The sequence below is a fragment of the Virgibacillus sp. genome (genome assembly GCF_013393565.1).
Classification (GTDB): domain Bacteria; phylum Bacillota; class Bacilli; order Bacillales; family Amphibacillaceae; genus Virgibacillus; species Virgibacillus dokdonensis.
Window position 1 is genome coordinate 48,426 of sequence record NZ_JABXHF010000006.1, and the last position, 14,329, is coordinate 62,754.

The 14,329-nt window shown below is 38.6% G+C and carries 10 protein-coding genes; all 10 read left to right on the plus strand.

Annotation, left to right across the window (positions count from 1 at the left end; translation table 11 throughout):
• Nucleotides 1–62 precede the first annotated feature (62 nt).
• The 10 genes from HLX49_RS02470 (at nucleotide 63) to putP (ending at nucleotide 14,316) form a co-directional block, all read left to right on the plus strand.
• The gene (locus HLX49_RS02470) at nucleotides 63–1,805 is read left to right on the plus strand and encodes an adenine deaminase C-terminal domain-containing protein (RefSeq protein ID WP_296360710.1); all 1,743 of its coding nucleotides are present in this window, start codon (nucleotides 63–65) and stop codon (nucleotides 1,803–1,805) included.
• Nucleotides 1,806–2,114: 309 nt separating this feature from the next.
• A complete protein-coding gene (locus HLX49_RS02475; RefSeq protein ID WP_296360711.1) occupies nucleotides 2,115–3,128 on the plus strand; it encodes a DUF3048 domain-containing protein in 1,014 nt (337 codons plus the stop codon).
• Between the two features lie 18 nt (nucleotides 3,129–3,146).
• Nucleotides 3,147–3,443, plus strand: coding sequence for a YerC/YecD family TrpR-related protein (locus tag HLX49_RS02480; protein ID WP_077702619.1), 297 nt, complete (start codon nucleotides 3,147–3,149; stop codon nucleotides 3,441–3,443).
• Nucleotides 3,444–3,851: 408 nt separating this feature from the next.
• Nucleotides 3,852–4,538, plus strand: coding sequence for a heptaprenylglyceryl phosphate synthase (gene pcrB / locus HLX49_RS02485; RefSeq protein WP_141130684.1), 687 nt, complete (start codon nucleotides 3,852–3,854; stop codon nucleotides 4,536–4,538).
• 19 nt (nucleotides 4,539–4,557) lie between these two features.
• Nucleotides 4,558–6,780: a DNA helicase PcrA gene (gene pcrA / locus HLX49_RS02490; protein WP_296360712.1), complete on the plus strand. Its 2,223-nt coding sequence runs from the start codon at nucleotides 4,558–4,560 to the stop codon at nucleotides 6,778–6,780.
• A gap of 13 nt (nucleotides 6,781–6,793) precedes the next feature.
• Entirely contained in the window at nucleotides 6,794–8,812 is a 2,019-nt protein-coding gene (gene ligA, locus HLX49_RS02495; protein ID WP_296360713.1) for an NAD-dependent DNA ligase LigA, read from the plus strand.
• On the plus strand, nucleotides 8,809–9,918 hold the full coding sequence (locus HLX49_RS02500; protein WP_077702623.1) for a CamS family sex pheromone protein: 1,110 nt from the start codon (nucleotides 8,809–8,811) through the stop codon (nucleotides 9,916–9,918). Before ligA ends, HLX49_RS02500 begins: the two co-directional genes overlap by 4 nt.
• 831 nt (nucleotides 9,919–10,749) lie before the next feature.
• Entirely contained in the window at nucleotides 10,750–12,018 is a 1,269-nt protein-coding gene (locus tag HLX49_RS02505; protein ID WP_164085457.1) for a helix-turn-helix domain-containing protein, read from the plus strand.
• A 20-nt stretch (nucleotides 12,019–12,038) separates the two neighbouring features.
• On the plus strand, nucleotides 12,039–12,173 hold the full coding sequence (locus HLX49_RS02510) for a hypothetical protein (protein WP_257790341.1): 135 nt from the start codon (nucleotides 12,039–12,041) through the stop codon (nucleotides 12,171–12,173).
• A gap of 622 nt (nucleotides 12,174–12,795) precedes the next feature.
• Nucleotides 12,796–14,316 (plus strand): sodium/proline symporter PutP, encoded by a 1,521-nt coding sequence (gene putP / locus HLX49_RS02515; protein WP_077702626.1) that lies wholly within the window; start codon nucleotides 12,796–12,798, stop codon nucleotides 14,314–14,316.
• Nucleotides 14,317–14,329: the final 13 nt, after the last annotated feature.

The following is a 14,329-nucleotide window of genomic DNA, read 5'->3' on the forward strand; positions in this document are numbered from 1 at the left end:
AAAACCACGCATTGAAACTTCAGATAATAAAAGCAAATGTTACGTTTATGGGGGAGATGTTCATGTTACGAAATGGATTTTATTGGAGGAACCGTGAGATGAGGCAGCATGTCAGAGTCGTCGATGGAGAAGTAGCTCCAACGATCGTGCTGGAAAACGCGACTTACTTGAATGCGTATACGAAACAATGGGTAGAATCCAATATTTGGATGTATGAAGATCGGATTGTTTATGTGGGGGAGCAAATGCCAGATAATTTACACGATACAGAGGTTGTAGACTGTACAGGGAAGTATATCGTTTCAGGTTATATTGAGCCGCATGCCCACCCCTTTCAATTGTATAATCCGGAACAATTGGCATTGCACGCAGCTAAAACAGGCACAACAACATTAATCAATGACAATTTATTATGGTTATTTATGTTAAACAAAAAGAAAGCGTTTTCGATTTTGGAGGAGTTTAGCAAGCACCCTGTGTCTATGTATTGGTGGGCTCGATTTGATCCGCAGACGGAGTTGCAGGGGGAGCATGGTTTATTTCAGACAGAAGATGTTTTATCGTGGGTAAAACATCCTGCGGTAGTTCAGGGTGGTGAACTCACTTCCTGGCCAGATCTCCTAGCAGGTGACGATATTTTATTATATTGGATTCAAGAAACGAAAAATCAGCGTAAACCTGTGGAAGGACATTTCCCGGGCGCTTCTGAACGGACCTTAACAAAAATGAAACTACTTGGTGTTAATGCGGATCATGAATCGATTTCTGGAGAGGAGATTTTACGACGTCTACGACTAGGCTATCATGTAGGCTTGCGATATTCATCGATACGCCCCGATTTACCAAATTTGATAGAGGAGATGCTTGCAGCAGGGTTGACATCCTTTGAAAATTTAACCTTTACAACAGATGGAGCGACACCTGCTTTTTATGAAACAGGGCTTATTAATCAGTGTATCAACATTGCTATAAAAAAAGGAATACCTATTGAAGAAGCTTATTTAATGGGCAGTTTCTACGCTGCTAAGCATTTACGAATGGAAGAACAGCTAGGAAGCATTGCGCCTGGTCGATTTGCCCATATTAATATTTTAACAGAAAAAGATAATCCTCATCCAGAGAGTGTGCTGTCAAAAGGAAAATGGATTGTAAAACATGGCGAACAGCAAAAAATGCAAGCCCAAATCCCGTGGTCAAAATATCACATCAAGCCACTAGATTTAGATTGGGAAATAAGCTATAAAGAATTACAATTTTCCGTTCCAATTGGTTTGGAAATGGTCAACGATGTGATTATGACGCCATATCCAATTGAAGTGGATATAACCGTTGAAGAACTTCCTGCCGAAACAACGGATTCCTTTTTAATTTTACTTGATCGACATGGCAAATGGCGTGTGAATACGACTTTACGAGGATTTACGAATGAATTAGGTGCTATTGCGAGCTCTTATTCTGTGTCTGGCGATTTTGTATTTATTGGAAAAAGAAAAAGTGATTTGTTACTTGCTGGTAAACGTGTAAAAGAGTTAGGCGGGGGGATTGTTATTGTCCATCATGGAGAAATATTATTAGAAATTCCACTCCAACTTGGTGGGATGATGTATGCTGGAGAGATGGACGAACTGATTAAACAGGAAAAAGAATTAAAACAGATTTTACAATCATTTGGGTATCCATTTTCTGACCCTGTGTATTCGATATTTTTCTTATCCTCTACGCACTTACCTTATGTGCGTATTACACCACAGGGAATTATGGATGTGAAGCAAAAGGAGCTCCTATTCCCTGCAACGATGTGTTAGCGTATAATAAACGAGGCAGCTTGTTTGTTATGTATTAAAAGTTAGAAAAAGCCATAAACAAACGTACCGTGGTAAGCGCTGTAGTCCATATTACTATAGGAAAGCAAAAAAGTTTAAAGGTTTATAGTATAAGAAAAACTGTGGCTTCCGCCATAGGACTTGGCGATAAGCCAAGTTTTTCTAATAAGTGTAATACAGCGCTGACCAAACTTTTTATAGGATAAGAAGTCGCATTACTCGTATTGGGGGCATTTGATAACCCCCCTGTCGAGCATGCAATATGAAAAGGCAATCCAAGGAGGAAATAGTATGCGAAAAGTTTTATTCCTAGTAGTTATCATAGCAATTGTTTTTATTGCAGGTTGTAAAGATGAAGAGGATGTGGGGAAGGACAACGAAAAAGGTGATGATAAAAATGCTGCATATGCTTTGACAGGTCTTTCTGCAGATGGAGCAACAGATAACAGAATGGTTGCTGTCATGGTAAATAATCATCCAAAAGCAAGGCCGCAAACGGGTTTATCACAAGCAGATATTGTTTTCGAAATGCTAGCTGAAGGGAACATTACGCGGTTTCTAGCGCTTTACCAAAGTGAGCTACCTGATGTTATTGGCCCTGTTCGCAGTGCGCGGGAGTATTATTTTGATTTAGCCCAAGGGTATAATGCTATTTACGTGCATCACGGCGCTGCTGATTTTATTAATCAAAAGATGAAAGATAAAGGAATTGACCATCTGAACGGCTCGCTTTATGATAATGATGGTAACTTATTTAAACGGGAGGTTTTTCGTAAAGCGCCTCATAACTCGTATTTACAAACCGATGCGATATATGAAATAGCGGAAGAAAAAGGGTATGATGTAACTGCTACATATGAATCATTGCCATTTCTTGAAACGGATGCTGAAATTGCCGGTTCTCCTGCACCAAAGGTTACCGTTAGTTATGCAAATAATTCAAATGAAATGATACAATATATATTTAAAGAGGACAGTGGAACGTATAAGCGCTATAATGGAGAGCAGCAAACTGTAGAAATGGATACGGAAGAGCCAATTGAAATAAGTAATGTATTCATTATCGAAGCAAGTCATCAAGTAATTGACCAAGAGGGACGCCGCGCAATTGATTTAGAATCCGGCGGTGAGGCTTATTTATTACAAAACGGTGTGATGCAAGAAATACAATGGGAAAATCGAGCTGGCAGAATCATCCCTGTAAAGAATAATAAGGAAGTACCGTTTGTTCCGGGGAAAACATGGGTTAATGTTATTCCTCAACAACCTGGATTGCAAGACATTGTAACGATATCAAGTGATTAATGGGGAGGAGGCCGAGATGTGCAAATTGATAAATTACGTGGACAACATTTAGATGAACTATTTGAAGCTATCCTATCATTAAAAGATAAAGAAGAATGCTACCACTTTTTTGATGACATAGCGACAATGTCTGAGATTCAATCGCTGTCACAGCGCCTGCAAGTAGCTAAAATGTTAACACAAGGTGCTACGTATAATGCGATTGAAGAAAAGACAAATGCTTCAACGGCTACTATTTCACGAGTACGGAGATGTATCAATTACGGAAGTGATGGTTATAAAATCGTGCTTGATCGGATAATGGAAGATAAATAGGTATCATCGTATAGAAAAATTCGTCACCATTTTTTTGGTGGCGTCTTTTATTGCACTTTAGGAAAAAACACCCCTTTTTCCTAATAGGATAAGTAAGTATAAAAAATTTCATGCTATGGGATAACCAAATAACGGAATAAGCCCCGTCCGGCTCCAACACCCAGCAACTAGGCGACTTCACGAATCGCCCTACGATAAGTCACCATCGGTTCGTTCTAAATAGGAAGGCCGACTAAAGACGGGCTTGCCGGAGGGCGCCGGCATACTCCTGTTGCAGGAGCATGATTCCTAAAACTTTCGTTGATTCGTTCCACTCCGTTGCTAAACGGGCGCTTGCGCCTTTGTTCATTCCATAAAGGATTTTTGGTATAATGAACTAACGGATAAACAATATGGAGGATTTGAATCGTGAATACGTTATTAAAACAATGGGAACACATATTTAAGCTTGATCCAGCAAAAGAAATAACGGATGAGGATTTAGAGAAAATCTGCGAGTCTGGTACGGATGCAATTATCGTTGGTGGTACGGATAATATTACCTTAGACAGCGTATTAGATTTACTATCCCGCATTCGTCGATATACAGTGCCTTGTATTTTAGAAATATCATCCATGGATGCCATTACGCCAGGATTTGATTATTATTATATTCCTATGGTGCTTAATTCAAAAGAGAAAAAATGGATGATGGATATGCAACATCAGGCCATTAAAGATTATGTAGATATGATGGAGTTTAGCGAAATTTTCTTTGAAGGGTATTGCATTTTGAACGAGGATGCAAAAGCATTTACCTATACGAATAGTTATTTACCAGATGAGGAAGATGTCATTGCTTATGCGTATATGGTAGATAAAGTATTTCACTTGCCTATATTTTACTTGGAGTATAGCGGAAGATATGGCGATCCAGCTCTGGTTGCCAAGGTAAAAGCGCAGTTACAGCATGCCACCCTTTTTTACGGTGGAGGTATAGAAACTGCTGCACAAGCGAAGGAAATGAAACAGAACGCCGATGTCATCGTTGTTGGCAACAGTATATATACGAATATGAAGCAAGCTTTACAAACCGTTTCTGCGGTAAAAGAGTAATCAGTTAGGCGGTGATAGAATGAGTCAAACAAAGGAAACATTATTAAAAGGATTGAATCAACAACAGCGAGAAGCTGTGATGCATACAGACGGCCCACTCCTTATTATGGCTGGTGCTGGAAGTGGAAAGACACGTGTATTGACGCATCGAATTGCTTATTTATTAGCAGAGAAGGACGTTTCTGCTCGTAATGTGCTAGCTATTACATTTACAAATAAAGCGGCTAGAGAAATGAAAGAACGTGTGAAAAGGTTAGTTGGACCTGAAAGTGAGTATATGTGGGTATCGACTTTTCACTCGATGTGTGTACGCATTTTACGTAGGGACATTGACCGCATTGGCTATAATAGTAACTTTACTATTTTAGATAGCAGTGATCAGCTATCGGTCGTCAAGCAAGTGCTTAAAAATTTGAATATAGATCCGAAAAAAACGGAACCAAGGGCGATGCTTGGTCAAATTAGTGCTGCCAAAAACGAACTCATTACACCAGAAGAATATAATAAACGCGTAGGTAACTTTTTTGAACGGCAAGTAGGACAAGTATATGAAGCGTATCAAAAGATGATTGTAAAAAACCAATCGCTTGATTTTGATGATTTGATTATGCAAACCATTCATTTATTTAAACGTGTACCAGAAGTGTTGGAATACTACCAACGCCGTTTTCAATATATTCATGTTGATGAGTATCAAGATACGAACCACGCGCAATATGCACTTGTAAAAATGCTAGCGAGTCGTTATCAAAACTTATGTGTTGTCGGTGATTCCGATCAGTCCATTTACCGCTGGCGAGGTGCTGATATTGCGAATATCCTAACCTTTGAAAAGGATTATCCGACCTCAAGAACCATTATGTTGGAACAAAATTACCGCTCGACAAAGTCTATTTTAGCTGCTGCGAACCATGTGATTGATAATAACACAAGCAGGAAGCCAAAAAAGCTATGGACGGAAAATGAGGAAGGCAAACAAATTCATTACTTTCAAGGTGCAACGGAGCAAGAGGAAGCTTTATTTGTCACGGAAAAAATTCAGCAATTAACTCGAGAAGGGGAATACTCCCCAAGTGATGTGGCGATACTATATCGAACGAATGCACAATCTCGTGCTATTGAGGATACCTTGGTGAAATCGAATATGGCGTATCAAATGGTAGGCGGTACGAAATTCTATGAGCGCAAAGAAATTAAGGACATTATTGCTTACTTGCGCTTAATTGCCAATCCTAATGATGATTTAAGCTTTGAGCGTGTTGTCAATGTGCCGAAACGAGGAATTGGGAAAACGTCGGTGGAACGTTTGCGCGAATATGCTGCTCTTCACGATATCTCTTTTAATGATGCAGTGAAGGAAGTCGATTTTACGGGCGTATCTAAAAAAGCAGCTAACGCACTTGCTGCATTTTCAAGTCTCATTCAATCGTTGTCGCAACAACAAGAGTTTTTAACAGCTACAGATATGGTAGAGGCTGTATTAACGCGAACCGGCTATGAAACGATGTTAAAAAATGAGCGATCTATCGAAGCACAAAGCCGTTTGGAAAACTTAGAAGAATTCATGACGGTTACGCAAGATTTTGAAGCAGCTAGTGAAGATAAAACACTTGTTGCCTTTTTGACAGATTTAGCGTTAATTGCTGATATTGATCAAGTAGATGAAGAGGAAATAGAAGCAGAAGCTAAAATTACATTAATGACATTACATGCAGCAAAAGGATTAGAATTTCCAGTTGTATTTTTGATCGGTATGGAAGAAAATGTTTTCCCGCATAGCCGATCCATGTTTGATGACGAAGAAATGGAAGAAGAACGTCGATTAGCTTATGTCGGTATTACGCGTGCTGAAAAAGAACTTTATCTCACCCATGCGCGTATGCGAACCTTGTTTGGACGAACGAATATGAATCCTATTAGCCGGTTTATTAATGAAATACCGGAAGAATTAATAGCAGGTATCGAAGTAGCTAACGATGCCATGTTTGGCAGAAGAAGTACAGAACCGAAGCCGAATAGAGCGCAACCGATGAAGCGTAAAGCACAGCAAATGCAGAAAACATCCGGTGCTGAAAATGAAATGTGGTCATCTGGCGATAAAGCGAACCATAAAAAATGGGGCGTTGGTACGGTTGTAAAAGTAAGTGGAGAAGGTGAAGCAATGGAGCTTGATATTGCTTTCCCTGCACCAGTCGGCATTAAACGTGTACTAGCAAAATTTGCACCAATTACGAAACAATAAGGGAGGTGCTTGGATGGACAAACAACAAGCACAAGAGAAAATAAAACAGCTTACGACGCTTTTAAATCAATATAATTATGAGTATCATGTGCTCGATAAGCCATCTGTGGAAGATGCGGTTTATGACCAAAAAATGCGCGAGCTTCGTGAGCTAGAAGAAGCGTATCCAGAGTTTCAAGAGCCAGATTCTCCTACACAGCGTGTTGGTGGAGAGCCGCTGGAAGAATTTCATAAAGTGGAGCACCGTATTCCTATGCTTAGCTTGGCAAATGCTTTTAATGAACAAGATATTCGCGATTTTGTTAAAAGGGCGAGTCAAGGAATGGAAGAGCCAATAAGCTTCGTTTGTGAGTTAAAAATTGATGGATTAGCAGTTTCTTTAACATACGAAGATGGCAAGTTTGTTCGTGGAGCAACACGTGGTGACGGAACGATAGGTGAAGATATTACAAGTAATTTACGAACAATCCGTAGCATTCCATTAACAATTAGAGAAAATGAAACATTGGAAATACGTGGAGAAGCGTTTATGCCACATAAATCCTTTTTAGCTTTAAACAAAGAACGAGAAGCAAAAGGGGAAGAACCATTTGCCAATCCGCGGAACGCAGCGGCTGGTTCTTTACGCCAGCTTGATCCGAAAATTGCCGCGAAACGAAACCTCGACATTTTTTTGTATGGGGTTGGCGAATGGGATAATAGCAATGTAACGAAACATAGTGAACGGTTAGAACGGTTAAAAGAATTAGGTTTAAAGGTTAACCCAGAATGGAGAAAATGTGACTCCGTAGAAGAAGTGATGGCGTATGTGCAATATTGGACGACAGAACGACCACACCTAGATTATGAAATTGATGGGATTGTTATTAAAGTAGATGACATTAACCAGCAAGAAAAATTAGGTTATACTGCAAAAAGTCCACGTTGGGCAATTGCTTATAAGTTTCCGGCTGAGGAAGCCGTAACGAAACTGACAGATATTGAATTAAGCGTTGGTAGGACAGGTGTAGTTACACCGACAGCGATTTTAAATCCAGTAAAAGTTGCTGGCACAACTGTTCAACGTGCTTCTCTTCATAATGAAGATTTAATACGGGAACAGGATATTCGCATTGGCGACACGGTCGTGGTTAAAAAAGCGGGAGATATTATTCCTAAAGTAGTTCGAGCTGTGGTAGAAGAACGAACAGGGGAAGAGCAAGAATTTCATATGCCGGAGGAGTGTTCTGCATGTGGCAGTGAATTAGTCCGTTTAGAGGAAGAGGTTGCTTTACGTTGTATTAACCCAAATTGCCCTGCGCAACTAAAAGAAGGGCTTATCCATTTTGTATCTAGGAATGCTATGAATATTGATGGCCTTGGAGAAAAGGTAATCGTTCAGCTATTCCAAGCTGATTTGGTGAAAACAATTGCTGATATTTACCGTCTGGAAAGAACAGAACTTTTAAAACTGGAACGGATGGGAGAAAAATCAGTTACCAATTTATTAGAAGCGATTGAAGCTTCAAAAGTAAATTCACTGGAAAAATTATTATTTGGTCTTGGCATTCGTTTTGTTGGAGCAAAGGCTGCCAAAACATTAGCGATGGAATTTGAAACGATGGAAAAGCTGCAACAAGCAACGTATGATGATTTAGTAGCAATTAATGAAATTGGCGAAAAAATGGCTGACTCTATCGTACAATATTTTCAAGAACAACAAGTGATGGATCTTTTAGAAGAATTGCGTAGCCTTGGTGTTAATATGTCTTATTTAGGCGTAAAACCTACAGAAACAGCTCAAACAAGTGCATTTAGCGGGAAAACGGTTGTGTTAACAGGAAAAATGGAAATATATACACGCACCGAAGCAAAACAATTCATTGAAGACTTAGGTGGGAATGTAACTGGGAGCGTCAGTAAAAAGACAGATTTAGTCATTGCTGGTGTAGATGCAGGTTCCAAGTTAGCAAAAGCAGAAAAACTTGGGGTTGAAGTTTGGGATGAATCTCAATTTGAGCAGGTCATGAAAAACGAGGGAGTGGGATCGTGAAAAAGACAATGATTTGGTTCATAGGTGCACTATTGCTGCTCACGAGCTGCGCCCCCAATATGAACGAAGAGGAAGTTTTACAGGAAAAAGAATCAAATTCAAATGAAGAGCAGGCGATTGTTCCTAGCTATCAGCTTTCAGATGATAACTATAAAATGATTATTCCGTTTAAGCCAGGTAAAGCCAGAGGTGTGATTGTAAGTCAAGTTGCTAATCGTCTTGATATAGACGAAGTGGAGGAGGGCTTACGGCGACATTCTAAATCGGTGTTTGATCCCAAAAAGTATTTATTCCAAGAAGGGCAATACATTGATGAAGAAACAGTTATAGAGTGGATTGATGCATTGAATCCAAAGAAGAAAGAAGGAGGGTCGGAGAAGTATCATAGGGAGAATCCTCGCTACCTTTCTCATATTCTAGAGCAAAATTATTTAGTCAAAAAGGACGATAATACAGTATCACTAGCAGGTGTTTCGATCGGGATTGCGATGAAATCTACCTACCAATTTCAAACGGAAACGGGTGGTCCAACGTACGAAGAGGATATTAGCAAATCAGAAATGATGAAACAAGCAAATAAGATTGCTAATAAGCTTCTTGAAGATATACGTAAAATCGAAGGATTAGAAAATGTTCCGATTATGATGGCAATTTATCGCGAAGAGGATCAATCTTCCCCTGTTCCAGGTAATTTTGTCGCTAAAACGAATATACCAGCAGACAGCTCTTCTGTTGGGGAGTGGGACTCCATTAAAGAGAAGTATGTATTATTCCCGTCAGAAGAAGGAAAAAAAGATTATTTTGAAGATCATGAACTAGTGACGAATTTCGGTAAGGAAATCGCTAGTTATTTTCCGAATTATGTCGGTGTTGTCGGTGAAGGATTCTACGTAAATGATGAACTGCAAAAGATGACGCTTGAGATCCCAATTGAGTTTTATGGGAAAGGCGAAGTAGTTGGCTTTACCCAATATGCTTACGGATTAGTCCAAGAAATGTTTTCAGACCATTACGGTTTAGAAGTCAAAATAACATCCAGTGATAAACTAGAAAGTATCATTTATCGAAATCCTGGTTCAAAAAAGCCAACAGTAAATATTTTATAATTGTTCGGAAAAAGCACTCCTGTATAATAGATGGCGCTTAGTCATGCCATTTTGTATGATAGACCTTCTCGTGCGGTAGCTTTTGAAGGATATTCACAAACAGGAAGAGTCCGCTTTGTATGAAAAATCTCGTGTTCCTTAATAGGAGAATGGCGTCTCCTGTGTGAGACAAGATGATTTTGTTGCTTCTTCTTTACCTTAAAGTGGCTTTCATTATAAATGTTAGCACTTTAATGGGAATTACAGAAAGTTCGTCGTGTACGATTAGTCCCCCATCCGAGCGATTACGGTTCTTATGAAATTACCCAAGGTAAACCTGCATGGAAGAGGTTTCTCCCATGCAGGTTTTTAACAGTTTGCCAGATAAGAAGATGAAGCCTCTGTGTTGAAGGTATTCGTAACTAACGATTGATGAAAGACAACGTGTATCCCGGCGCCACCGTAATTTGAAGGAAATTGGAAAAAGAAGAAAGTGGATTACTTCTCAATTTACACTAGGAGAAACGCTTGCTGCATAAAGTTTTTGTTTGATGACGTGCATTTTTTTAAGGTCTTATTTCCTAAAAAAATTTAATTTGAAGGTAAACAATGGACGGACAATATAATTTTTTCTACGCATAAAGTATTACTTCCTATTACGTTGTTTTTTACAACTTTATACAACAAGAACACAGACTTTCCTAAATGAAGAAAAAGAAGAAAGATTTCAGTCTATTTTACAGTAGTAACCCCCGCAAAAACGAACCATTTTCCCAATATGAATTATCTGAATTTATGTTATAATGAAACTATACAAAGTTTAAAAATTTATTGGAGATGGTGGGTGGGAATTTGGTAGACGTTGGTCCTTTCATCAAATTACAACGAACGAAGCGACAAATGACGCAAGAAGAATTGTCGGAAGGAATCGTTTCATTGTCTTATTTATCCAAGATTGAAAATAAAAAGACGAAGGCAAGCCCAGAAATCATTCAATTACTTTGTAATCGATTAGGAATTGAATTTGCAGAAGAAACGAATTCCCACATCGAAGAGAAATGTCAACAATGGTATGAAATGCTCTTTGACCACTGTGATAAACAAGAAATGACCGACCGTTATGAAGAATTGCAAGTGATTATGAATCAAAGTATTAATGAAAACTTTATTATGTTTGAAATACATCAGATTCGTTATTATAGTGTTTTACGTGATTTTAATAAAGCGCTAGCAAAAATTAATGAGCTACATGAATTAGTAGATTCTTTTAATCCAAAACATGAATATTATTGGTACAAGTTTAAGGGTGGTTATTATTCGCTTCAAGACAAGCATGCTAAAGCGATGAAATTGTTTAAGCAGGCCCAAGAAAAAATCCCGCTTGCCAATTTAAATGAGGTGGAAATAGCTGACCTGAAATATGGATTAGCTGTTACTCATAGTCAACTATGGCAACAGTTGGAGTGTTTGGATTATACACAAGAAGCAATGGAAGTATTTCAACGCGAATATAATTTTGATCGCTGTGGTCAATGCCATATTTTATTTGGCATCTCTTACCAAAGGTTTAAGAAATATGAAAAAGCAATTAAAAACTTTCAATTAGCAAAACATTTAGGCGAACTGTGTGATAACCAAGATGTGATTAGTTTAGCACATCAAAATTTAGGTTACCTGTACTCGTCTACTGGAAATTCGGAAGAAGCAATCAAAAATTATTTGTTAGCTATTGAGGACAAAGATGTAGATACTGATCATCTTTTATCAACTTATACTTGTTTAATTGAAGAATATTATCATGTTAAACAATATGAGAAAGTAGAGCAAATTTTACGAGAAGCTAAAGAATTATTATCAAAAGTCACGTATTCAGATTTATATAAATTATATGACTATAATATTAAAGTGTATACACACTTAATAAATGAAGAATTTAGTAAGTTTAAAGTGTTATTAACAGATGAATTTATACCGTACCTTAAACAAGCAGGTGAGCATAGTGATTTAGTATTTTTTGCTAAATTACTCGCTAACCATTTAGAGGAATGGGGAAAGTATAAAGAATCTGTTCAATATTATAAGTTAGCAAGCTTAAGCTATGAGGAATTTGTCAACATGTAACTTAAATAAGGGGGGATATATTGAAAAAAGGAATAATGTCCATACTATGTGGGGCATTACTAATTGGCGGATTTTTATTTACTGAACAGCAATTTTCAGATGATGCTGGAAGGAGTAACCATCCTAAAAAATTCATGTCTGCCCAAATTGAATAGTTTTAATTGATTTATATTCTTTTCAATCTATTTTAACTTTTTTACCCTATTATGATAGAATCTTTCCCAGAGTGGCGTGGAACCCGTTCTGGGATTTTTTTGTTTAGCTGTTGTGCGAGTCGCTCTTGCTTTCGGTCGGAAGTCGTTCTCATGCGTAAAAATCGCCCCACCGACGCGCAAAATCGCTCATCTTCGCAAGAAATCCGCTCCCGTTCCTCGCAAATCGCTCATGCTTGTTCTGAATTCGCTCCTGTTGCTCGTAAATCGCTCATGCTCGTCCCGAACTCGCTTCCGTTCATCGCAAACTCGCTCACCCTCGCAAAGAGTCGCTCCTGTGCATTGCAAATTCGCTCACCCCCGTCGAAAATTCTCGAAATAAGGTGTCCGTTTGTTTACAGTTTTGTCAAAAATGGTACTATATTATTACAATATTCTTTTATAAAAGAATATTGGATGTATTGGGAAGTTGTTTTGCATATTGTAAAGGTAAAAGTAACAAAGGGGGGAGACAGAAATGGAATACACGATTCAGGGGGCGACTTGGTTTTGGTTATTTGTCTCTATGCCTGTAATACTTATTTTTTCTTTTATTACTTTATTTACAGAGGGTAGAAAATAACCATTGACTACAGCGACGCTTATCACATTTATTGTTTATTTAGCAGGAATGTTACTTATTGGTATTATGATGTACTATCGCACGAATAATTTATCGGATTATGTGTTAGGGGGTAGAGGGTTAGGCCCAGGGGTTGCTGCTCTAAGTGCAGGTGCTTCCGATATGAGTGGTTGGCTGCTACTCGGTCTGCCTGGGGCTATTTATGCTTCTGGTATGTCAGAGGCGTGGATGGGGATTGGCCTTGCTACTGGTGCATATTTAAATTGGCAATTTGTCGCAAAAAGGTTACGTGTTTATACGGAAGTTAGTAATAATTCCATTACAATTCCAGATTTTTTAGCAAATCGTTTTAAAGATCAATCACATATTTTACGTGTGATTGCTGCGTTAGTCATTCTATTATTTTTTACGTTTTACACTTCATCTGGGATGGTTGGTGGTGCAAAACTCTTTGAAGCGTCGTTTGGACTTTCGTATGAAACAGCACTATGGATTGGTGGCATTATTGTTATTTCTTATACATTATTAGGAGGTTTCTTAGCTGTAGCTTGGACTGATTTTGTGCAAGGGTTACTCATGTTTCTTGCATTGCTAGTAGTTCCCATTGTCGCGCTAACACAAATGGGAGGATGGAATGCGGCTGTGCAAGCGGTCGGTGAGATTCATCCTTCTCACTTAAATATGGTGGAAGGTGTTGGGATAATGGCGATTATTTCTTCCGTTGCATGGGGTCTAGGGTATTTTGGTCAGCCACATATATTAGTTCGGTTTATGGCTTTACGCTCGCATAAAGATGTCCCAAAAGCGAGATTTATTGGAACTGCATGGATGGTACTCGGGTTATATGGCGCTATTTTTACAGGGTTTGTTGGACTTGCATTTATAAGCACCCAAGAAGTGCCGATATTATCTGAATTTGGTATTCAAGTTGTAAATGAAAATGGAATACAAATGCTAGCCGATTCGGAGAAAATTTTCATTGCATTTTCGCAAATTCTATTTCATCCAGTTGTTGCTGGGATTTTATTAGCAGCTATTTTATCAGCTATTATGAGTACGATAGATTCCCAGTTACTTGTGTCTTCTTCGGCAGTCGCGGAGGATTTTTATAAAGCTATTTTCCGCAAGCAAGCGACAGACAAGGAACTCGTATGGGTTGGTAGACTTGCTACGGTAGTTATTGCATTCATTGCACTTATGATTGCCCTGAATCCTGAAAGCTCTGTGTTGGAATTAGTTAGCTATGCGTGGGCTGGGTTTGGTGCAGCTTTTGGTCCTATTATTCTATTATCATTATTTTGGAGTCGAATTACACGTAATGGTGCGCTTGCTGGTATAGTAGTTGGTGCTGCAACGGTCATTATTTGGGGAGAATTTTTATCTGGAGGGATTTTTGATCTGTATGAAATTGTTCCCGGGTTTCTATTCAATTTAGTTACGACGATTGTAGTTAGTTTATTACAAAAGCCAAATGAGGATCTTATTGCTGATTATGATGAAACGGTGAAGCAATTGAAAGCGTAATCACGTTCATGCA

Coding starts and splice junctions, on each gene's coding strand:
- HLX49_RS02475 (WP_296360711.1), top strand. CDS start 2,115: ATGCGAAAAGTTTTATTCCTAGTAGTTATCATAGCAATTGTTTTTATT.
- HLX49_RS02470 (WP_296360710.1), top strand. CDS start 63: ATGTTACGAAATGGATTTTATTGGAGGAACCGTGAGATGAGGCAGCAT.
- pcrA (WP_296360712.1), top strand. CDS start 4,558: ATGAGTCAAACAAAGGAAACATTATTAAAAGGATTGAATCAACAACAG.
- ligA (WP_296360713.1), top strand. CDS start 6,794: ATGGACAAACAACAAGCACAAGAGAAAATAAAACAGCTTACGACGCTT.